This window comes from Porcincola intestinalis (assembly GCF_009696445.1).
Lineage (GTDB): Bacteria > Bacillota > Clostridia > Lachnospirales > Lachnospiraceae > Porcincola > Porcincola intestinalis.
Window position 1 is genome coordinate 64,901 of sequence record NZ_VULZ01000011.1, and the last position, 19,474, is coordinate 84,374.

Annotated in this window: 18 protein-coding genes; all 18 read right to left on the reverse strand. The window is 56.6% G+C overall.

Annotated elements, in window-relative coordinates; all coding sequences use genetic code 11:
* Positions 1 to 37: 37 nt before the first annotated feature.
* Positions 38 to 1,207, reverse strand: coding sequence for a pyridoxal phosphate-dependent aminotransferase (locus FYJ35_RS10420; RefSeq protein ID WP_277067925.1), 1,170 nt, complete (start codon positions 1,205 to 1,207; stop codon positions 38 to 40).
* Positions 1,204 to 1,686 (reverse strand): Lrp/AsnC family transcriptional regulator, encoded by a 483-nt coding sequence (locus tag FYJ35_RS10425; RefSeq protein WP_154526261.1) that lies wholly within the window; start codon positions 1,684 to 1,686, stop codon positions 1,204 to 1,206. Before FYJ35_RS10425 ends, FYJ35_RS10420 begins: the two co-directional genes overlap by 4 nt.
* Positions 1,687 to 1,813: 127 nt before the next feature.
* Positions 1,814 to 2,914: an AIR synthase-related protein gene (locus FYJ35_RS10430; protein ID WP_154526263.1), complete on the reverse strand. Its 1,101-nt coding sequence runs from the start codon at positions 2,912 to 2,914 to the stop codon at positions 1,814 to 1,816.
* Positions 2,915 to 2,929: 15 nt separating this feature from the next.
* Positions 2,930 to 4,516: a VanW family protein gene (locus FYJ35_RS10435; RefSeq protein WP_154526265.1), complete on the reverse strand. Its 1,587-nt coding sequence runs from the start codon at positions 4,514 to 4,516 to the stop codon at positions 2,930 to 2,932.
* Between the two features lie 60 nt (positions 4,517 to 4,576).
* Positions 4,577 to 4,726, reverse strand: a complete 150-nt coding sequence (locus tag FYJ35_RS10440; protein WP_154526267.1) for a hypothetical protein — start codon at positions 4,724 to 4,726, stop codon at positions 4,577 to 4,579.
* A gap of 235 nt (positions 4,727 to 4,961) precedes the next feature.
* Positions 4,962 to 5,894: an ROK family glucokinase gene (locus tag FYJ35_RS10445; RefSeq protein WP_154526269.1), complete on the reverse strand. Its 933-nt coding sequence runs from the start codon at positions 5,892 to 5,894 to the stop codon at positions 4,962 to 4,964.
* Between the two features lie 19 nt (positions 5,895 to 5,913).
* Positions 5,914 to 6,858, reverse strand: coding sequence for an HPr(Ser) kinase/phosphatase (hprK, locus tag FYJ35_RS10450; protein WP_154526271.1), 945 nt, complete (start codon positions 6,856 to 6,858; stop codon positions 5,914 to 5,916).
* 149 nt (positions 6,859 to 7,007) lie between these two features.
* On the reverse strand, positions 7,008 to 8,969 hold the full coding sequence (gene uvrC / locus FYJ35_RS10455) for an excinuclease ABC subunit UvrC (RefSeq protein WP_154526273.1): 1,962 nt from the start codon (positions 8,967 to 8,969) through the stop codon (positions 7,008 to 7,010).
* Positions 8,970 to 9,094: 125 nt separating this feature from the next.
* Positions 9,095 to 9,799: a phosphatase PAP2 family protein gene (locus FYJ35_RS10460; protein ID WP_205839805.1), complete on the reverse strand. Its 705-nt coding sequence runs from the start codon at positions 9,797 to 9,799 to the stop codon at positions 9,095 to 9,097.
* A 218-nt stretch (positions 9,800 to 10,017) separates the two neighbouring features.
* Positions 10,018 to 11,925 (reverse strand): ATP-dependent zinc metalloprotease FtsH, encoded by a 1,908-nt coding sequence (ftsH, locus tag FYJ35_RS10465; protein ID WP_154526277.1) that lies wholly within the window; start codon positions 11,923 to 11,925, stop codon positions 10,018 to 10,020.
* 74 nt (positions 11,926 to 11,999) lie between these two features.
* Positions 12,000 to 12,632 (reverse strand): cytidylate kinase-like family protein, encoded by a 633-nt coding sequence (locus tag FYJ35_RS10470; protein ID WP_154526279.1) that lies wholly within the window; start codon positions 12,630 to 12,632, stop codon positions 12,000 to 12,002.
* A gap of 60 nt (positions 12,633 to 12,692) precedes the next feature.
* Entirely contained in the window at positions 12,693 to 13,763 is a 1,071-nt protein-coding gene (gene cobT / locus FYJ35_RS10475; RefSeq protein WP_154526281.1) for a nicotinate-nucleotide--dimethylbenzimidazole phosphoribosyltransferase, read from the reverse strand.
* Positions 13,764 to 13,800: 37 nt separating this feature from the next.
* On the reverse strand, positions 13,801 to 14,514 hold the full coding sequence (locus FYJ35_RS10480; protein WP_154526283.1) for a DnaJ domain-containing protein: 714 nt from the start codon (positions 14,512 to 14,514) through the stop codon (positions 13,801 to 13,803).
* Positions 14,498 to 15,340 (reverse strand): DUF5685 family protein, encoded by an 843-nt coding sequence (locus FYJ35_RS10485; RefSeq protein ID WP_154526285.1) that lies wholly within the window; start codon positions 15,338 to 15,340, stop codon positions 14,498 to 14,500. The genes FYJ35_RS10480 and FYJ35_RS10485 overlap by 17 nt, the downstream gene beginning before the upstream one ends.
* Before the next feature lie 62 nt (positions 15,341 to 15,402).
* Positions 15,403 to 15,825: a hypothetical protein gene (locus FYJ35_RS10490; protein ID WP_154526287.1), complete on the reverse strand. Its 423-nt coding sequence runs from the start codon at positions 15,823 to 15,825 to the stop codon at positions 15,403 to 15,405.
* A 140-nt stretch (positions 15,826 to 15,965) separates the two neighbouring features.
* Positions 15,966 to 16,148, reverse strand: a complete 183-nt coding sequence (locus FYJ35_RS10495; protein WP_154526289.1) for a hypothetical protein — start codon at positions 16,146 to 16,148, stop codon at positions 15,966 to 15,968.
* 44 nt (positions 16,149 to 16,192) lie between these two features.
* Positions 16,193 to 18,580, reverse strand: a complete 2,388-nt coding sequence (locus tag FYJ35_RS10500) for a sensor histidine kinase (RefSeq protein ID WP_205839806.1) — start codon at positions 18,578 to 18,580, stop codon at positions 16,193 to 16,195.
* 100 nt (positions 18,581 to 18,680) lie between these two features.
* Positions 18,681 to 19,388: a response regulator transcription factor gene (locus tag FYJ35_RS10505; protein ID WP_154526293.1), complete on the reverse strand. Its 708-nt coding sequence runs from the start codon at positions 19,386 to 19,388 to the stop codon at positions 18,681 to 18,683.
* Positions 19,389 to 19,474: the final 86 nt, after the last annotated feature.

Genomic DNA, 19,474 nt, shown 5'->3' on the forward strand with positions numbered 1-19,474 from the left:
GAATAACGCTGGATCCCGGAACAGACTTTTCAGTCACTCATCGCTGCCGCAGTTTCGTGATAAACGCAGAAAGCCGCTCCATCGCCACCTTCAGGCTGTCCAGTGAGTAGGCATAGGAGATCCGCACGTAGCCTTCCCCGCTGTCACCGAATGCGCTGCCCGGTACGACCGCCACCTTCTGATCCTTCAGCAGCTCCGTCGCAAACTCATCGCTGCTCATGCCGAATTCCTGAATCGACGGGAACATATAGAAGGCGCCGAAGGGCTCGAAACACGGAAGCTGCATCTTCTCAAACTCATGCAGAAGGAACCGTCTTCTCTGGTTATAGGCCTCCCGCATCTTCACTACCTCGCCATAGCAGTCCCGAAGCGCCGCTACCGCGGCATACTGGCTGTTGGTCGGCGCGCACATGATCGCGAACTGATGGACCTTTGTCATCTGATGAATGATCTCCTCGGGACCGCAGCAGTATCCGAGCCGCCAGCCCGTCATGGCGTACGCCTTGGAGAAGCCGTTGATCAGAATCGTCCGCTCCTTCATGCCAGGAATCTGGATGATCGAGCAGTGATCCTCTCCCGTGTAGGTCAGCTCCGAATAAATCTCATCGGAGAGCACGTACAGATCATGCTCGATACAGACCTTCGCGACCGCCTCGAGGTCCGCCCGTGTCATGACCGCCCCGGTCGGATTATTCGGAAATGGAAGCACGAGGATCTTCGTCTTCGGTGTGACCGCCGCCTCCACCTCCTCCGCTGTCAGCCGGAATTGATTCTTTTCCTTGAGCGGGATAACGACCGGAACCGCATCCGCAAGGATCGCGCACGGCTTGTAGGAAACATAGCTGGGCTCCGGAATCAGCACCTCGTCTCCGGGGTTAATCATGGCACGAAACGCCAGATCGATTCCCTCCGACCCGCCGACCGTGACGAGAACCTCGGATACCGGATTATAGTTCACGCCCAGCCGTCTGCGGATATAAGCCGCAATCTCCGTGCGGAGCTCCTTCAGACCGGAGTTCGATGTATAGAAGGTCCGTCCGCGCTCAAGAGAGTAGATGCCCTCGTCCCGGATCGCCCAGGGCGTGTCAAAGTCCGGCTCCCCGACGCCGAGCGAGATGACATCATCCATCTCTGCCACAATGTCAAAAAACTTTCTGATGCCGGAGGGCTTCAGCTCTGCGGCCTTTTTCCCGATTGGATCTCTCACGGCTCCACCAGCATCCTTTCATCTTTTTTCTTCTTGTCGAAGATGATTCCGTCATCCTTGTACTTCTTCAGAATGAAATGGGTGGCTGTTGAGATCACAGAATCCAGCGTGGAAAGCTTGCTCGATACAAAGTGTGATACCTCCTTCAGCGTCTTTCCCTCAAGAATCACAAGCAGATCATACCCGCCTGAAATCAGATAGACAGACTGAACCTCGGGATAGTTGTAGATGCGCTCCGCAATCTTGTCAAAGCCCTGTCCTCTGGTCGGGGTCACGCGCACCTCGATCAGCGCCGTAATTTTGTCGGCACCGGTCTTATCCCAGTCAATCAGTGTGTTATACCCACAGATGACATTCTCTTCCTCCATCTTTTTGATCTCGGAGGCGATGACTTCCTCTCCCGACCCGAGGAGGACGGCAATCTCAGCAGGAGTCATTCTGGAATTGCGTTCCAGAAGCTCCAGAATCTGTTCTCTCATAAATTTTTCGCTCCTATCTGTCTGATATGAATATGCCTCGAAAACTTTTCGGTAAGTCACCTTTGTTTTCTATATTTTTTCATTCTACCTGCTGGCACAGACTCTGTCAACCGGCTCATTCCGTGCCTCAGCCCTCCTCAAACAGGGCGTCGCACTGCGGCTTCTCCAGGCACCGGGTGATATCCCGGTTGCGGATATACCGTCCAGGTCCCTTCGTCAGCTTTCCGATCACAGCCGCCTCAAGACCTTCCTTCTCCAGCTTCCGCAAAACGGCTTCCCCGCTGCGCACAGTAGCCAGAAGATCGCCCACCCCATACAGCCTGTATGGATTCCGGTTCAGAGCCTCGCAAATCTCGATCGTCTCCTGCCGGATCGGAATCAGATGAATATCCGCATCCATCCCGCAGGAAAGGCGCCCGCACAGCGTCCACATCGCCGAGAAGACGCCTCCCTCTCCGATACACTGAAGCTGTGCCTGCTTTTCCTCCGTCCGGATCAGAGCCGCCGCCCTTACCGTCAGCAGGTTCTCTTCCATCCGCTCTGCGCCCTTCAGGAATCCCGCCGGAAAATGTCCGGAAAGCCGTTCCTGGAAGCTCCGCAGCAGAACGGCTGTCCCGGCGGCCCCGCACGTCCCGACCATCAGGAGATCACAGCCTTCTGACATCCTGTCATCTGTGAGACCGCTTTTCTCCATGAATTCAGTGGCTATACTGCCAATCCCTGCAGACTGCATCGCAGGCGCAGCCGGTTCGAACGCCCATGTTCTCCCCGCTGAAACGCTGATAACCGGATTCAGCACCGATCCACTGACAGATGCAGAAAATGCCTCCACCTCCACGCCGGCCTTCTTCGCTTCCTGTCCCAGCCGCTGTACCAGTTTCTTCAGACCGTCTTCCTCCATATCCGGCGGAAGAAGCACAGAAACGGATACCACTGTCATCCCACAGCCGGCACCCGCTTCTTCTGCGTAACTAATTTCCGATGCCGGCATCCGCTTCTGTATGCAGTCTGGTGTCTCATCCAGCCTGTTGACCGCTTCATCAAAAATCATTTCCGCCCCGGGAAGGCAAAAGCCGTCCACAGCACCGGATGCGGTGCTGTGGACGGCCAGTATACGCCCGGAAAGGTCCCGGCAATGTCCCGCTCCTCCGCTGAAAACGCCTGCCGCAGAAAGCGGTCTTTCGATGGAGCGCTCATACACTGCCTGACTGACAATTCCTCTCCTCATATGATTTTTTCCTCATCACTGTACAGATATCACGGCATTCCCGGATGCATCGGTCTGCGAGGTGCCTGACTGACCGGATGCGTCTGTCTGCGTCTGGGCATTCGTCTGTCCCTGTGCCGCATCCGTCTGGCCGGATGCACCGTTCTGCCCCTGCGCATTCGTCTGCCTCTGCGCCGCGCCTGTCCCGTACTTGATCACGTTCTGAACCTGGCTGACATCCCCGGAGGCAATGGCGCTGTACATCGCCTGTGTCACCGCACTGCTCTGACTCACGACACCGACGTCATAGATTGTTCCGACAGCCTGGTACGTGCTGGAATTGACCTGCACGGAGTCGGTCAGCTGTCCGTCCACATAGATATTCTTCCACAGCTCCGCCGTGTAACCCGTATGAGGACTCTGTACCTGATTGATGTACCCGACATTCTGGGAGGTATCCGCCACAAGCTGGATCCCCTGCGGATCGGTCTGTGACGTGACCTTGCTTTCAAACTCAATGCTTCTGTTGGAAGGCCTCGTCTCATGCCCGTAGATGGTGAAGGTGATCTGTCCGCCGTAGCAGTACCCGTAGATATAGATCGGAGAGTCCGTGTTGTTCACGAACGCCATGTCCATGATTCCCTCGGCGATCGCCGCATCCTTGCTCGGCTGGACATAATTGACAATCATCGTGTGGTTCGATCTGGCTGTCACATCAAGCTCTGCCTTCAGCACCGCGTTGTACAGTGTCGTGGAGACCTGACAGATTCCGCCGCCATAGGAATCAACCACCCTGTTCTCCTCATAGGACGGGGCCTGCTCATACCCGTTCTCCGCCGCGAACGGTGTCACCGCCCGGGTGACGGAAAACTCATCGCCCGGCCAGACCAGGGTTCCGCTGATCAGTCTGCAGCCATTCTCCACGTTGACCGCCCGCGCGGCAGTGGACGCCGAGTAGTCGGTCGTGGCCGTTCCCAGCACATCCTTCACTTTTGAGAGTGTTTCAGCCGATACATCGGGGCTCTTTTTATCGACAACGAGATCCACCTTCAGATCGCCGCCCGTCCATCCGCTGATGGCATTCTCAACCGCCGCGACGGACTTGTCGACATTCAGCGTCAGGCCGTCCGTTCCGCCCTCCACATAGGGGATCCCGTCGCTGCCCATCTGGATCGACCCTTCTACCGGATCTGAATTGTAGGCCGAGCAGCTTTCCACAAATGACTGTACCTTCGCGTTATCCGCGCAGAAGGTCATCGTATAAGCTTTTGGTTCCTTCTCGATATCCTTCTTTTCCTTGTACCGCTCGACAATATTGCCAGACGATGCAAGCGTGAGACACTTTCCGACGATATCGGTATTCGTCCAGGTATATCCCAGCTCGCCCAGCGTCGTCGTGACCGGGTTGTCTCCCATCATCAACGTCACTTTCGTCTGCCCCAGCTGCTGTGCCTTCTCTTCAAGGGCCGCCTCCGCCTGGCTCTTTGTCATACCTCCGACGTCAACCCCCTCGATGCTGACGCCCTTTGTAATGGTTGCCTCCGACGCCTGTGCGCTCCCCGCAGCTGCCGCGATCATCATCAGACCGCCGCAGACGGCAAGCGCCAGCCGTCTTCCCTTCATATTCTGTAGCCTTATCCGCAATCTATACTCCTTTATTCCTGCCGCCTGTCCGCTGCTCCTTTACATGAGGAAGCTCGGGATCAGGGTCGCGACCATCGCGCCGGCTAGAATGATCGCAATCACGGCAGCGATGATCTGCTGTCTTCTCTGCCGCTTGTTCCCCTTCGGTCTCCGGGCGGTCTCCTCTGTATTTTTCAATCTGCTGCTCATATGCATTCTCCTGTTTCAGATCTGAACGGATGCGTTTCATCCACGCAGCGCTCCGCGCTGTTTCCTAATCCTAACTCATTTCCCTGTCCGTCACAAGGAAACCTTTCTTAAAAATTTGTGAACACAAAACCGCCGGGCTTCCTGCTGAAAGCGCCGGCGGCTGATTTCTCCTGAATATTCCTGACTTTATCCCCGCTGATCGGGCACCCCTCACAGACTGCAGCCTATTTTGTCGTTACAGAACCACCTTGGCTGCCCCGTAGATACCTGCGTCGTTGCCAAGCGTGGCAAGTGCAAACTCCACTTCCTTGCAGGCCGCAAATGCATACTGGCGGTAATACTTCTGGATATAGTCCAGAACAACCGTCCCGGCTTTCGACATGCCGCCGCCGATGACAATCAGCTGAGGATCAGAGACAACCGTATAGATCGAAAGCTCTCTCCCAAGATAGAAGCCGAACTTCTCGGCAATCTCATCCGCTACCTCATCGCCCGCCTTGACTGCATCCCAGATGTCCTTTGCGCTGAAATTTCTCCCGCGCAGGACAGACGGCTTGTCATCCTTCTCAAGACGCATCTTCGCCAGCCGGACAATCCCGGTCGCGGAGGCAACCTGCTCCAGACAGCCGACATTGCCGCAGTTGCACGGTTCCGTCAGCTCCTCCGTCGCATGCCCGTGTCCGATCTCTCCGCCGGCTCCATGCGCTCCCGCAATCACCTTGTCGTTGATGACAATTCCGCCGCCGATGCCCGTTCCGAGCGTCACCATAATCAGATTGTGATAGCCGGCGCCGCCGCCTTTCCAACACTCGCCGAGCGCCGCCGCATTGGCATCATTGAGTGCCTTTGTGCGAATCCCGGTCAGTTTCTCCATCTCTCCGACAATATCCACGACACCCCAGTGGAGGTTCACCGCGAAATCCACATGCCCGTCCTCATGGACCGGCCCCGGCACATCGATGCCGATTCCCTCGATCTCGCCCTTGTCGAGTCCTCTCTCCGCGATCTTGTCATTGATCGTCTGCGCGATATCCGGCAGGATCCTGCTGCCGTTCTCCTCTGTCCGCGTCGGAATCTCCCACTTTTCCAGAAGATCGCCTTCTGTATTAAAGAAACCACACTTTACCGTGGTCCCCCCGATATCGATTCCAAAACAATATTTCTTCATAATGCCCTCCACTCCTTCTTCAGTCACCGTTCATGTTTTTCTTCAGGCCGGCCTGGACTCTGTCATAGAGCTCCTGAGCGGCATTATACCCCATTTTCTTCTGTCTGTGGTTGACAGCCGCCGTTTCGACAATCACGGCAAGATTTCTTCCCGGCCTGATCGGCAGGGAATGACAAGTCACCCGGTTCCCGAGGAATTCCGTGTACTCCTCCTCAAGACCAAGCCGGTCGTATTCCTTGTCCTTGTCCCATTCCTCCAGCTTGATGACCAGGTCGATATTCGACGTGTCCTTGACAGACTCGACACCGAACAGTGTCTTGACATTGATGATGCCGATTCCCCGCAGCTCTATAAAATGTCTCGTAATATCGGGCGCCGTTCCGACAAGGGTAGTGTCCGACACTCGGCGAATCTCGACGACATCGTCGGATATGAGTCTGTGTCCTCTCTTGATGAGCTCCAGCGCAGCCTCCGACTTGCCGATCCCGCTCTCGCCCATAATGAGAACACCCTCGCCGAATACGTCCACGAGTACGCCATGAATCGTGATGCTCGGCGCCATCTCCACATTCAGCCAGCGGATTACCTCGGCCATAAAGGCACTGGTGCTTCGCTGCGTCGCGAAGATCGGAATGTTGTACTTCCCTGCCAGATTGATCATATCCTGGTCCGGCACCGTCCGCGTCGTATAGACCAGGCATGGAATCTTGTAGGAAAGCAGCTTTTCATAGATCGGAAGCTTCTGCTCTCTCGTCAGATGCTCCAGATACGTATACTCGACGTATCCGATGATCTGGATACGCTCCGCGTCAAAATGATCGAAGTACCCGGTGAGCTGAAGCGCCGGCCGGTTGATCTGCGGCGTTACAAGCTGTTTGTTTGTGATGTCAATCTCCGGCGTCAGGCACTTGAGCCTCATCTGTTCGACCATCTTTGTCAGCGGTACGGTAGACTGCGTGTTCATCCGGCACACCCCTTTTCAGCATTTCCGTCTCCTGCCAAAGTCCGCTTCGGATTCCTCCTGACCGCGCCAGACACAGCAATCGCTCCGCCTGCACCCGCCGAACCACTCCGCAGAATATACAGAAATGCACTGAAGTTTAAACATGTAAATCAATTTATCTTATCACGTCCGTCCTGTCCGGGCAACTGCCCGGATAGAAAAAGACTGCCATCTGCATCTGCTTTTTCTGCAGATTCTGCCGGATGAAAGAAATCCCAGACACTCCTTGCGCTTCTGGCATCCATCGAGGGCGCATGGGCAAGCTGGTCAAGTCCGGCATCCCGCACAGCCTCCGCGGACCCGAACGCACGGAGCAGCGCCTTGCGTCTTGCCGGCCCGATCCCCTTGATCTCGTCCAGCACAGAATGGGTCTGCGCCTTTGAGCGAAGTGAGCGATGGTACTCGATGGCAAAGCGGTGCGCCTCATCCTGGATCCGTGTGATCAGCTTGAACCCCTCCGAGTGGGTGTCGATCGGCAGCTCGACATTCCGAAAATAGAGTCCCCTGGTCCTGTGGTAGTCATCCTTGACCATTCCGCAGACAGGGATCGGCAGCCCCAGCTCCCGCAGAACATTCTCCGCGATGTTCACCTGCCCGCGTCCGCCATCCATCATGACCAGATCCGGGAACACCGAGAAGCTGCCGAGTTTCGGATCCATTCCCTTTTCCTTCAGCTGTGCTGTCTCCTCAAGCCCGTGTGTGAACCGCCGGGTCAGAACCTCCTTCAGCGAGGCATAGTCATCAGGCCCCTGCACTGTCCTGATCCGGAACTTCCGGTAATCGCCCGGCTTCGGCATCCCCTTCTCAAAGACAACCATCGAGCCGACCGATTCCACCCCGCTTGTGTTGGAGATATCGTACGCCTCGACCCGGCTGATGTGGCTGATCCCAAGCAGCGTGGCAATCTCCTGCATGGCGCCGATCGTGCGTCCCTCCTGCTGTCTGATCCGCTCGCGGTCCTGCCTGAGGACGATCTCAGAGTTTTCCCTGGCCATCGCAACCAGCTTTTCCTTGGCGCCTCTAAGCGGAACCCTGATGTGGACCGCCCGGCCTTTCCTTTGACTCATCCACTTTTCAAGGAGCGCCCGGTCGCTGATCTCCGTCTCCAGCATCACCTCGGACGGAAGCATCATGTTTCCGGCATAGAACTGACGGACAAAATCTGAAAGAATTTCCTTTCTGTCCTCGTCCAGTCCGATATGGAGGAACTGATGGTCCCTCCCGATGACCCGCCCGCCGCGGACATAGAACACGGAGACCACCGCCTCCGTCCCGTCGGCCGCCATCGCGATCACATCCCGGTCATTTCCATCCTCCGACTCCATCTTCTGCTTCTCGGATACCTGGAGGACGCTGGCGCGTAGGTCCCGCCACTCTGCCGCCTGCTCAAAATCAAGCTCGGACGATGCCTTCTCCATCCGCGCTGTCAGAAGCCGGACCACCGGCTTGTAGCTCCCGCCCAGGAAGCTGACCGCCTCGTCCACCTTTTTGCGGTATTCCTCCTCGGAGACATACCCCTGGCAGGGCGCCTTGCACTGGCCGATCTGATAGTTCAGACACGGCCGCTCCTTCCCCTGATCCCTCGGCAGATTCCGTGTACAGTCTCGAATCTGAAACAGCTTCCGTATCAGCTCGATCGTGTCCCGGACCGCCCCGGCGCTCTTGAAGGGACCGAAGTACCTGGACCCATCCTTCTTGAGTTTTCTTGTAAACAGCACCCGGGGGTAAGTCTCCCCAACCGTCACCTTAATGTACGGGTATGTCTTGTCATCCTTCAGAAGCGTATTGTACTTTGGCCGGTGCTCCTTGATCAGGTTGTTCTCGAGAATCAGCGCCTCCAGTTCGGAGTCGGTCACGATGTACTCAAAATACGCGATCTTCGTGACCATATACTCAATCTTCGGTCCGCGATTGAGCTTTTTTACAAAATACTGATGGACCCGGCGCCTGAGATTGACCGCTTTCCCGACATACAGAATCGCATCGGTATGGTCGTGCATGATGTAGACGCCCGGTTTCTCAGGAAGCTTCCTCAGCTCCTCCTTCAGATCAAAATGAAATTCATTTTCCATAACCCATCCTGTCATTCATACGCAGCCACCTGCCGGCCATGGCACGGATACTGAAATAAAAAGGCCCTTCCGCCTCTCCGGCGAATGCGGAGTCTGGTGGAAAGGCCTTTCGACATGCTCATGATTCAGGCCCGCGAGCCTGACTCTCCCTGTTTTGAAGAATAAATCCGGGCATCTGCACCCGCACGCTCCGGTTCTGTCTCGAATATATGATCGCAGATCACCTGGAGCACAACGCTCATGACCATCCCCGTCGTGACGTCAATGACGGAATGCTGCTTGAGAAACATGGTGGACAGCACGATCAGAAGCGTCAGGACATCTGTGCCCGCAATCACCCACTTCTTCCTTCTCAGTGTCTCGTTCGCATTGACCGCGTAGCAGACTGCCATGGAGTTGTACACATGGATACTCGGCAGCACGTTCGTCGGGGTATCGGTCCTGTAAAGATATCTGCAGAGGATGGCAAAGATATCATTCCCCTCTACCTGGGCTGGTCTCAGATCCAGCCTGTTCGGATAGACAACAGAGACAACGATAAAAATGGTCATCCCCATCATCAGCATCGTGATCAGCTTATAGTACTCATCCCTGTTTTTACAGCACATGATAAACCATGTGACGGCCGCGCCGATGAAGCCGAACCACAGAAAGTAGGGTATGATAAAAAATCTGCAGAACGGGATCTGCTCATCCAGCCAGGTGTGAATCACATGATAATGAACATGTCCCGCCTTCTCCACGGCACTGAACGCTGTCATATAAAAGGCACTGTACAGAAGAAACCACAGTGCATGCTTGTATGTTTTCAGTTTCCTGATCATCTTCATCTGTTTCACCGTAAGCTCTGCGGACGCCTGCGCCGTCCGGACATATTTGCACGGATATCAATTTCCCCGGTCAGCATGACAATATTCACTATTCACATATACACATGCCCCGGGACTGCATCTTACAGCCCCGGGGCTATTCTTGTCAAGCTTCCTGATCCGGCTGCTCCGGACGGTCCGAACCCTGACTTGGGCTTCCTTCCCTCATCCTTCAGCTTTCAGGCTTCTGTTTTTTCTGTACTCTCTGAACCCGCTGTGTTGTCCGGCTGTTCAACCTTCGCCAGGATATCCATGAACTCCTTCCCGGTGATGGTCTCCTTCTCAATCAGGAACGCGGCGATCTGATCAAGCGCCTTTCTGTGCTCCGTCAGGATCTTCCTTGCCTGTTCGTAAGACTGCTTCATGATGGTCATGACTTCCTCATCCACCTCTGCGGCAGTCTGCTCAGAACAATTCATCACGCGCCGGCCGTCATCCAGGTACTGGGATGTCTGGCTCTCCAGCTGTACGAAGCCGAACCGTTTGCTCATGCCGTACTGGGTCACCATCGCCCGGGCGATCCGGGTTGCCTTCTCGATATCGTTGGAAGCGCCTGTTGTGATGGAGCCGAAAACGAGCTCCTCCGCCACACGCCCTGCTGTGAATTCCACAAGCATGGCCCGGATCTCCTCCTCGGAGTTGAGGTACTTCTCCTCCTCCGGAACATTCATGACATAGCCGAGCGCTCCCATGGTTCTCGGGACAATCGTAATCTTCTGCACCGGCTCCGAATGCTTCTGAATCGCAGACACCAACGCATGTCCGACCTCATGGTAGGATACGATCTTCCGCTCCTCCTTGCTGAGAACGCGGCTCTTCTTCTCCTTTCCGACAAGGACGACCTCGACGGAATCCAGCAGATCCTTCTGACTGACCGCCTGCCTGTGGTTCCGGACCGCCAGGATGGCTGCCTCATTGATCATGTTCGCCAGATCCGCGCCGACTGCACCGGAGGTTGCAAGCGCCACCTCGCGGAAATCGACCGTCTCGTCCATCTTCACGTTCTTTGCGTGAACCTTCAGAATCTGAATCCGTCCCTCCAGATCCGGCTTGTCAACGATGACGCGTCGGTCGAATCTGCCCGGACGCAGCAGGGCCTGATCCAGTACCTCCGGGCGGTTGGTCGCCGCCAGGATCAGAATTCCCTTGGAGGAATCGAAGCCGTCCATCTCGGACAGCAGCTGGTTCAGCGTCTGTTCCCGCTCGTCATTGCCGCCGTAGCCGCCGGCGTTTCTGCTCTTTCCGATGGCATCAATCTCATCGATAAAGATGATGCACGGCGCGTTCTTCTTGGCCTCATCGAACAGGTCGCGGACACGGGATGCGCCGACACCGACGAACATCTCCACAAAATCTGATCCGGTCAGGGAGAAGAACGGGACCTTCGCCTCCCCGGCAACCGCCTTTGCCAGAAGCGTCTTGCCGGTTCCTGGAGGACCGACCAGAAGAGCGCCCTTCGGGAGCTTTGCGCCGATCTCCGCATACCGTTCCGGATGCTCGAGAAAGTCGACTGCTTCCTGCAAAGACTCCTTGGCCTCATCCTCGCCGGCGACATCCTTGAACGTCACGCCGGTCTCATTCTGCATATACATCTTGGCGCGGCTCTTGCCAACGCCCATCATGCCGGTGCTGCTGTTCATTCTGCGGAGCAGGACGCCCATCAGAACCCAGATCAGAACCAGCGGTGCAAATGAAAGAAGCACATTCAGAATCAGGCTGGTCGTATTGTCCGGAATCTCCTCCTTGAACTCCACGCCTGCCTTCTGCAGCCGGTCGACCAGCTTGTCGTCATCCATGCGGCCTGTATAGTAGGTCACCTCGATGCCCTGGCTGGCAAGCGGCTGATCCTTCTTTGTGACGATCTCCAGCTTGTTCGTATCGACCGTTACCGATTCAACCAGGTTGTTGTCCAGAAGGTCGAGGAACTGGTCGTACGTGATCTCCTTGGTTGTTGTGCTCGTCATCGCCCGGTTCACCAGACTCATGATGCCGAGCGTGATAAAAGTTACAATGAGAAATGCAAGGATCGATCCGTGGTTGTTTCCCTGTCCGTTCGCCGGTCCCTGCTTTCTGCGGTCATCGTTCATATATTACCTCCGGCTGAGCGCCCTGATGCTGATGCGGCTGTGCGGATGCCGGCTGCTGCAGCCCTCCCGGGTCCTCAGTTCTGTGATTTGTGCTGGCCTTTTTTCTTCTGCTCAAGATACAGCTCAATCATCCTGACGCAGCCGTCAATGCCAATGTCGCTTGTGTCGAGCGACAGATTGTAGCTGGATGCCGCTCCCCACTTCTTTTCCGTCTGAAAGTTATAGAAGGATGCCCTCTTCTTATCCGCCTTGAGGATCATGTCCTTCGCCTTGTTCTCATCAATATGCTCGAACTCCATCACCCTGTCAAGCCTGAATCGCATGCTGGAGTGAATGAAGACAGAAGTCAGCCTCGGGTTATCGCGAAGGATATAGTCTGCCGCGCGGCCGACGATCACGCAGCCCCCCTTCTCTCCCAGCCGCCGGATCGTTTCGTACTGTGCCTGGTAAACCTGCTGGCTGAGGGTATTTCCCACATAGTTCATGGACGGATAGACATCCATCACGATGGAGTAAAGCAGACTGTTCGTCGGTTTTTCATCGTAGTCCTGTAAAACCTGCTCGCAGATATTGCTCTGTTCCGCGACCGTCTTCAGCAGCTCCTTGTCGTAAAGCTTCAGCCCGAGCTCCGCCGCGATGCGTCTTCCGACCTCATGTCCGCCTGAACCAAACTGTCTTCCAATGGCGATAATACTGTTTTCTGCCATAACTGCTCACACCTTTCTATAGAGGGATGCGTTGTGACTGGTCTATATACAGTATAGCACTCAGCAAAGCGGTTTATAAGCTTCAATCCCACATTTCCCGAAATGAGGCAGATTCCGGTATACATAAAGAGCCTCATCCAGAAGCGGAAGGAGGAGCGCCGCCCCGCTTCCTTCTCCGAGGTGCATCCCGAGGCGGAGAGGCGGAGCAAGCCCCAGCGCTTCCATCAGGATCCGGTCTCCCGGCTCCGTTCCCAGATGCCCCGGGATCAGATAATCCCTCACCGGGCCAGCCAGTCTTACGGCGATATAGGCAGAGAGCGCGGCGCTGAGCCCGTCAATGATCGCCGGAATCCCTTCTGCCGCGCTTCCGAGGAACAGCCCGGTCATTCCGGCGATGTCCAGCCCCCCTACTTTCGAAAGAACATCGAGAACGTCCCCCCGGTCCGGACGGTTGACGCGCAGCGCGTCCCGGATCACCTCCGCCTTATGCCGGACGCCTTCCTTCGTCAGGCCGGCGCCCGGCCCTGCGATTTCCTCCGGCTCTTTGTCAAAGTAAGCGCAGACACAGGCCGCACTCGTTGTCGTGTTGCCGATTCCCATTTCCCCGGGAATCAGGATCTGACATCCCTGCGCCTTCCGCTTTTGCACGATCCGGATCCCCTCTCCGATTGCCTGAAGGGTCTCCTGCCTGCTCATGGCCGGTCCTGTACGGATGTCGCCGCTTCCTCTCCGGACAGCCCGGTTCAGGACACCGGGGCTTTCGGCCGGCTCGTTCAGCCCGATATCGACCGCAATCACCTCCGCCTGCCGGAACCGCGCCATCTGGCAAACGGTGCTGTCCCCCCTTGCCATGTTCCGCAGCACCTGCGCCGTCACCTCGCTGCCGCACTGACTGACGCCCTCCGCGACAACACCGTTATCGGCGCCCATGATCACGATCTCCGCTTTGCTGATGTCCGGCTGCTCCGTCTGCTGGATTGCGCCGATCTGCGATACCAGATCCTCCAGGGCTCCAAGCCCGTGAATCGGTTTGCAGAGGCTGTCCCAGCGCGCCTGGCAGCGTCTGCGGAACGCGTCCTGCGGCGGGCGAATCTGTCTGATTGTCGCTTCCATCAGCGTAAGGCTGTCCATACACTGCTCTCCCTGTCCGGCTGAAACTGTTTTTCACTCAGATGCAGCAGAAGACTCCCGGTCCGCAGACACTGCACAATGCGCTTGTCAGACAGGCATTGGAGCACACGTCCCCTGCCGAATCCATCGGTGTCCCGTAGAAATCCCCCATGCCTCTGTACCAGGCTGAGCCGCTGTCAAGCTGCTGCTTCAGCTGCTGGTACTGTGCATTGGACGGCTCCATCGAGACCGCCCGGTCCGCCATCTGTCTGGCCGTCACATTGTTGCCAGCTCCTGAGTTGGCCAGCGCGCTCAGGAAATACCACTGTGCGGTGCGGGAGGCCTCCGGAATCGAGTCCAGCGTATTGAGCGCTTCCCGGAAATGCCGGCTCCCGATGTAGTTGGAGGCCGCCCGCAGCCGGATGTCTCCCTCATCCTCCTGCCCTGCGGCGCTCTGACCGCCGAAGCCGCCAAATCCGCCGAAGCCGCCAAACGGGCCGTAGCTGCCTGCTGCGCCGCCGAAAGGCCCGCCGCCATAGCTGTAGCCGCCTGTTGAGCCTGTCCCGCCATACCCGAAGCGTCCGCTCTTCTCGTCCTGGATCTGCTTGTAGGCCTGCTGGACCTCCTTGAACCGCTCCTCGGCAGATGCCTTATCCGGATTGTTGATGTTGGCATCCGGGTGGTACTTCCGGCTCAGCTTCCGGTACGCTTTCTTGATCTCATCATCGGAGGCTCCCCTCGGAACCCCCAGCACTTCATACGGATCTCTCATTGAACCTCACCCAGATTCCGGAATACAGAATATTTCGGAGAATCTCCACATTCTTCACGATCGGAAGCCGCTCAAAGCTTCTGCAGCACCTGGCTGCCATGTCGCACAGGACTTCCTTCACAATCTCCTCTGCGTGCTCCGGCTCCGCCGCCTCCAGCGCTGCCAGCAGGTTATAGCTCCCGCTCTTCCGATCCTTTTCCCTGTCATCCCAGGCATCCAGGATGTATATAAACTTGCCGAGGTAAAACCCTGTGCCCCGCAGATCCTCCGCCCACAGGTCGTTCCGCGGGGCACAGACCTCCGCAAGGAAGCGGCCTGTACAGGCGGCTGCCTGATCGAGCCGCCGAAGAATCTCGTCCTTCTCCTCCGGAACCGGCACACTCTCCAGCCTGCCGAGATCTGCCACCGCCTTCCGGATTGCCTTCTCCTGCCTTGGCCAGAGACTTTTCAGCTTCCGGTAATCCTTGGCATACGCCCGGAGCATCAGACGCGCTGCGGGTTTCCTTTCGTCCTTCCAGTCATCCGCCGCCTTCAGGTATCCCAGCAGAACATTCATGTCCGCTGCGTACGGGGTGAACCGGCTGACTGTCTCCCGGTGGCGGACGATCGGATGACGAAGGCACCGGACAGACCGCTCCGCCTCCTCCGGCTCATAGACTCCGTCCAGAAGCAGAATCAGAAACGTACAGTCGTAGCTCAGCAGCAGCTGCGCCTTCACGCCGAAGCGGTGCTGGAGCTCATGACACAGGCCGCAGTAGCAGGCCTGATAAACTTCCAGGTTCTTCACCTTCATCTCCGGCTTGTTCAATGTGATATACCCAAACATTCATCCCGCCGCCCTTCCGCCTTCCGGTTTTTGATACAAAAGCGGTTCCGCAGCGTCCCCTCTCAGGTACGCTTGCGGAACCTTGTTCTGCACTTCGGACAGGTAATCTCCACCATGCCGTGTCCCTTAGGAATGCGGATCTTCTGTCCGCACTTCGGGCAGCGGTAGATGCGGAAATCCGCCTGTGCGGAGGAATCATGCCCGCTCCGGCTTCCGAATCCTTTGAAAAATGAAACTACCCTGTCCTTCACATCCAGATAGCGCCTGTTTTCCTCTGCTCTCCTCGCGGTGTCCTTTGAAAGCATCCGGACGTACACCCAGACCAGAAGAAGCCCGGCGACAATCCCAAGAAAGGCTGAGTGCGTGAAGAAATTGATGATGATGACAATCAGAGTCACGACGAGCAGAAAATGAGACAGCTCGTCCTGCCCGTACCGTCCCTCCATAAAGTTCTGAAAGCGCTCCCGCCAGTTCGAATTTCTCAAAATCTCCCACTCCTTGCAGATCGTATTGCCCCGCCCGGAAGCATCCCGCGTCCAGGGTACATCCGGGCCGAAGCGACTGTAATCACGATAGCACAATTAAATTTATCTGCAAGGCAAATGCGGCAGAATTCACCAAACTTTCACGAAAACGCCGCCACCGGTACCGGTGCTGCGAACCGGCTCTCCGGCGCAGGTGCCGGCGCTGCCAGCCGGGCCTCCGACACAGATGCCGGTACTGCCAGCCAGGCCTCCGACACAAGTGCCGGCGCTGCCAGCCGGGCCTCCGACACAGATGCCGGTACTGCCAGCCAGGCCTCCGACACAGGTGTCGGCGCTGCCGGCCATGTCTCCGGCGCGGAGCCTGAAGTTACGAGCCGGACTCGGAAAGCACCGGAAACCTGAGTGAGGTTTCAAACGTATAGCCGCAGGCTTTTACGCCGAACTGTCCGCCCATAAGCTCCGTCAGGTTCTTTGCGATGGAAAGTCCGAGGCCCGAGCCCTCCGAGCTGCTCCTTGCCTGGTCGCCCCGGACAAACCGCTCGAGGAGCTCGTCTCCGCTCTTCTCCAGATAGTCGCGGGAGGTATTGGAAAGCAGCACCTGTACATACCCGTCCTCCTGCGTCATCGTGAGGCGGACCTCCGTCCCCTCCTTTGCATACTTCGCCGTATTGGAAAAGAGATTGTCCAGCACCCGGTACAGCTGGGAGCCGTCCGCAGAAATCATCTCCGCACTCTCCGGAAGCGACATCCGGACCGTCAGCTTCGCATCCTCTAACCGCTCCTCAAACTCACCCTCCGCCATCATCAGCATCGACCTCAGATCAAGCGGCTGCATATCCAGCTCAATGTTGCCCGAACTGATCTTGCTGGCATCGATCAGGTCCGAGATCAGCGACTTGAGACGCTGGGATTTATGGTCCAGGACATCGATGTACTCCTTCGCCCGCTCATCCTTCAGATCCAGCCGTTTCAGCAGATCCACATAGTTGATCACAGAGGTCAGCGGTGTCTTCAGGTCGTGGGACACATTCGTGATCAGCTCCGCCTTCAGGCGCTCATTTTTCACAATGGAGTCGACGGCCTCCTGAAGGCCGTCCCCCATCTCGTTAACCGCTCTTGCCATCTCCAGGCTGTCCCCGGTCAGCCCGTGCGTGTCGATCTTGTAGTCCAGCCTGCCCTTCGAAATCTCCCTGAGTCCCTGCCGGACGCTGAGCTTGCCGACCTGATCCCGCATCAGGTATAGAATCAGGCCCATGTCCAGCACTAGGACTATAACGATGCCGATGGTGCCGAAGACGCGCAAAAACAGGAAGTTCGCGGCAATAAAGAGGGAGTAGACCATCAGAAGCTTTCCGGATGTCACGCGGGCATTGATCACCTGCTGACTGACATGGACGACTGTGTAGATGACAGAGTTGGTCGCAAATGTCTGATGCCGGCGTCTCCTGATGATGCTGTAGAGTCCGCTCACACCGAGCAGATACTCCGTCACGGTCAGCACAACATACCAGCTTTTCAGGTGATCCGCCGGGAAAAACATCGTTCCCTTCAGACGCTGCATCACCCAGTACCAGATCATAACCACGCCGAGCAGCATTCCGGCCGCGATTTCCGTCGGAATCCGGTCAAACCAGCCCTCCTGCTCCAGTGTTTCCGAATCCCTCCTGCCAGTCACCATTCCTCCGAGCACCAGCAGTGCCAGCAGGCACAGAGCGGACAGCATACCCAGGACGACAGCGCCGACCGCAACCGGTCTGCGGCTCTGATACGCCAGGTAGTCCTGATGCAGGGTGTCCCCGACCGGATATCCCGGCTCGTAGGCGATGACAATCCGTTCATTTGATCCCAGGAACACTGTATCGATAAACTTCGATGTAACTGTCTTGTTCAGGGAATGCTCCGTGTCCGCAACCATGATGTTCATCGTCCGGACCCCCTCGAACAGAAACTTCAGATCATCCGACTTTGCGATCAGACTCTTCGCCTCCGAGCAGCTTCTCGCATCCAGATTCGTATAGTACGCCTTGGTGGTCGTGTTCTCCGCAAAATAGCAGATGTTCCCCGGCGCCTTCTGGTGCGCCTCCCCCTTCGGGTTACTGTGCTCGGCCGTATAGCTCTGGTACCGTCTGTACAGGTCCGCACTTGTCTGGCACAGATCGCTGTAGTACTCAGACAGCTTCGTGTACGGACTCCCGGACAGCTTCGCCGTGTCCGCGAGCGTGCTGCCTGACACAGGAAGGATCTTCTCCATCCCGGATGCAAGGGATGCCAGGTTGTCAAATGAGGCATCCGACGGGTTTTCCGAGTTGTCCAGCTTCTCGACGATCTCCTCGAGCGCCCCGGTATTCGGGTAGAAATTGATCAGGTCCGAGAGCAGATAGGTCGTATTCTCATTCTGATTGGCCGTATCGCTGACGCCCGCCACATACTGGCGGATATCGATCTTTTTGCTGAGATCCTCCTCGCCGCCGGTCTCGAACAGGACTTCATTTCTCGTACAGTCGATCTTTGCGCGGACAATCCGCTCCACATCATTCAGAAAGATGGACGTCTCCTCGAAGGGTCTCCCCAGCTCTGCCAGGTTATACGTATTGTCCGTCCAGTAGCCTACTGTCAGCGTGCAGACCGTGATGATCGCAACGCACAAGGCCTGAAGGCAGGCAATTCCCGTCTTCAGGCCCATGCTGAACTGTCTGCTGTTCTGTTTTCTGTCCGCTGCTCTGGTCTTGCTGCTCTTACCCGCTTTTTTCTTCATGAATCGCATCTTTCTGTTTGTCCGCCCTGCGCCTGCAGCTGTCCGGAGGCGGCCCGCATCCCCGGGCAGCCTCTGCTTCCGCCCTCTGCGCTGTCTACCTTCAGGAATCCAGGTCCTCCACCTTGTAGCCGATTCCCCACATCACCTTCAGGTACTTCGGGTTCTTCGGATCGATCTCGATCTTCTCCCGGATATGGCGGATATGCACGGTCACCGTATTGTCTGCGCAGAATGCCTCCTCCTTCCAGATCTTCTCGTAGATCTGCTCGATGGAGAACACCTTTCCCTTGTTCTGCAGTAGAAACAGCAGGATGTTGTACTCAATCCGGGTCAGACGGATCGGCTCTCCGTCCACCGTCACTTCCTTCTTGTTGTCGTCAATGACCAGTCCGCCGGAGTGGAAGACATTCTCCTCCTCTGAGACGTTCTCTGCGATGTTTCCCAGCGCCGTATACCGTCGCATCTGACTCTTGACGCGCGCGACAAGCTCCAGCGGGTTGAACGGCTTTGTGACATAATCGTCCGCCCCGACATTCAGGCCGAGAATCTTGTCAGCATCCTGGGACTTCGCCGACAGCACGATAATCGGAATGCTGGATGTCTTCCGGATCTCCAGGATCGCATGAATGCCGTCCATCTCCGGCATCATCAGATCAATGATCAGAAGATGGATCTCTTCCTTCTTCATGATCTCCAGCGCCTGCTTCCCGTTGTAAGCCTTCAGCACCCTGTAGCCTTCCTGGCTGAGGTAGATCTCGATCGCATCCGTGATCTCCTTCTCATCGTCGCAGACAAGAATATTGTACATCCCGCACTCCCTTCCATCAGACTATCCCATGATCATCGTGTCAAAAGTCCGGCACGACGTGTAATCATAAATATATATTAACAAAT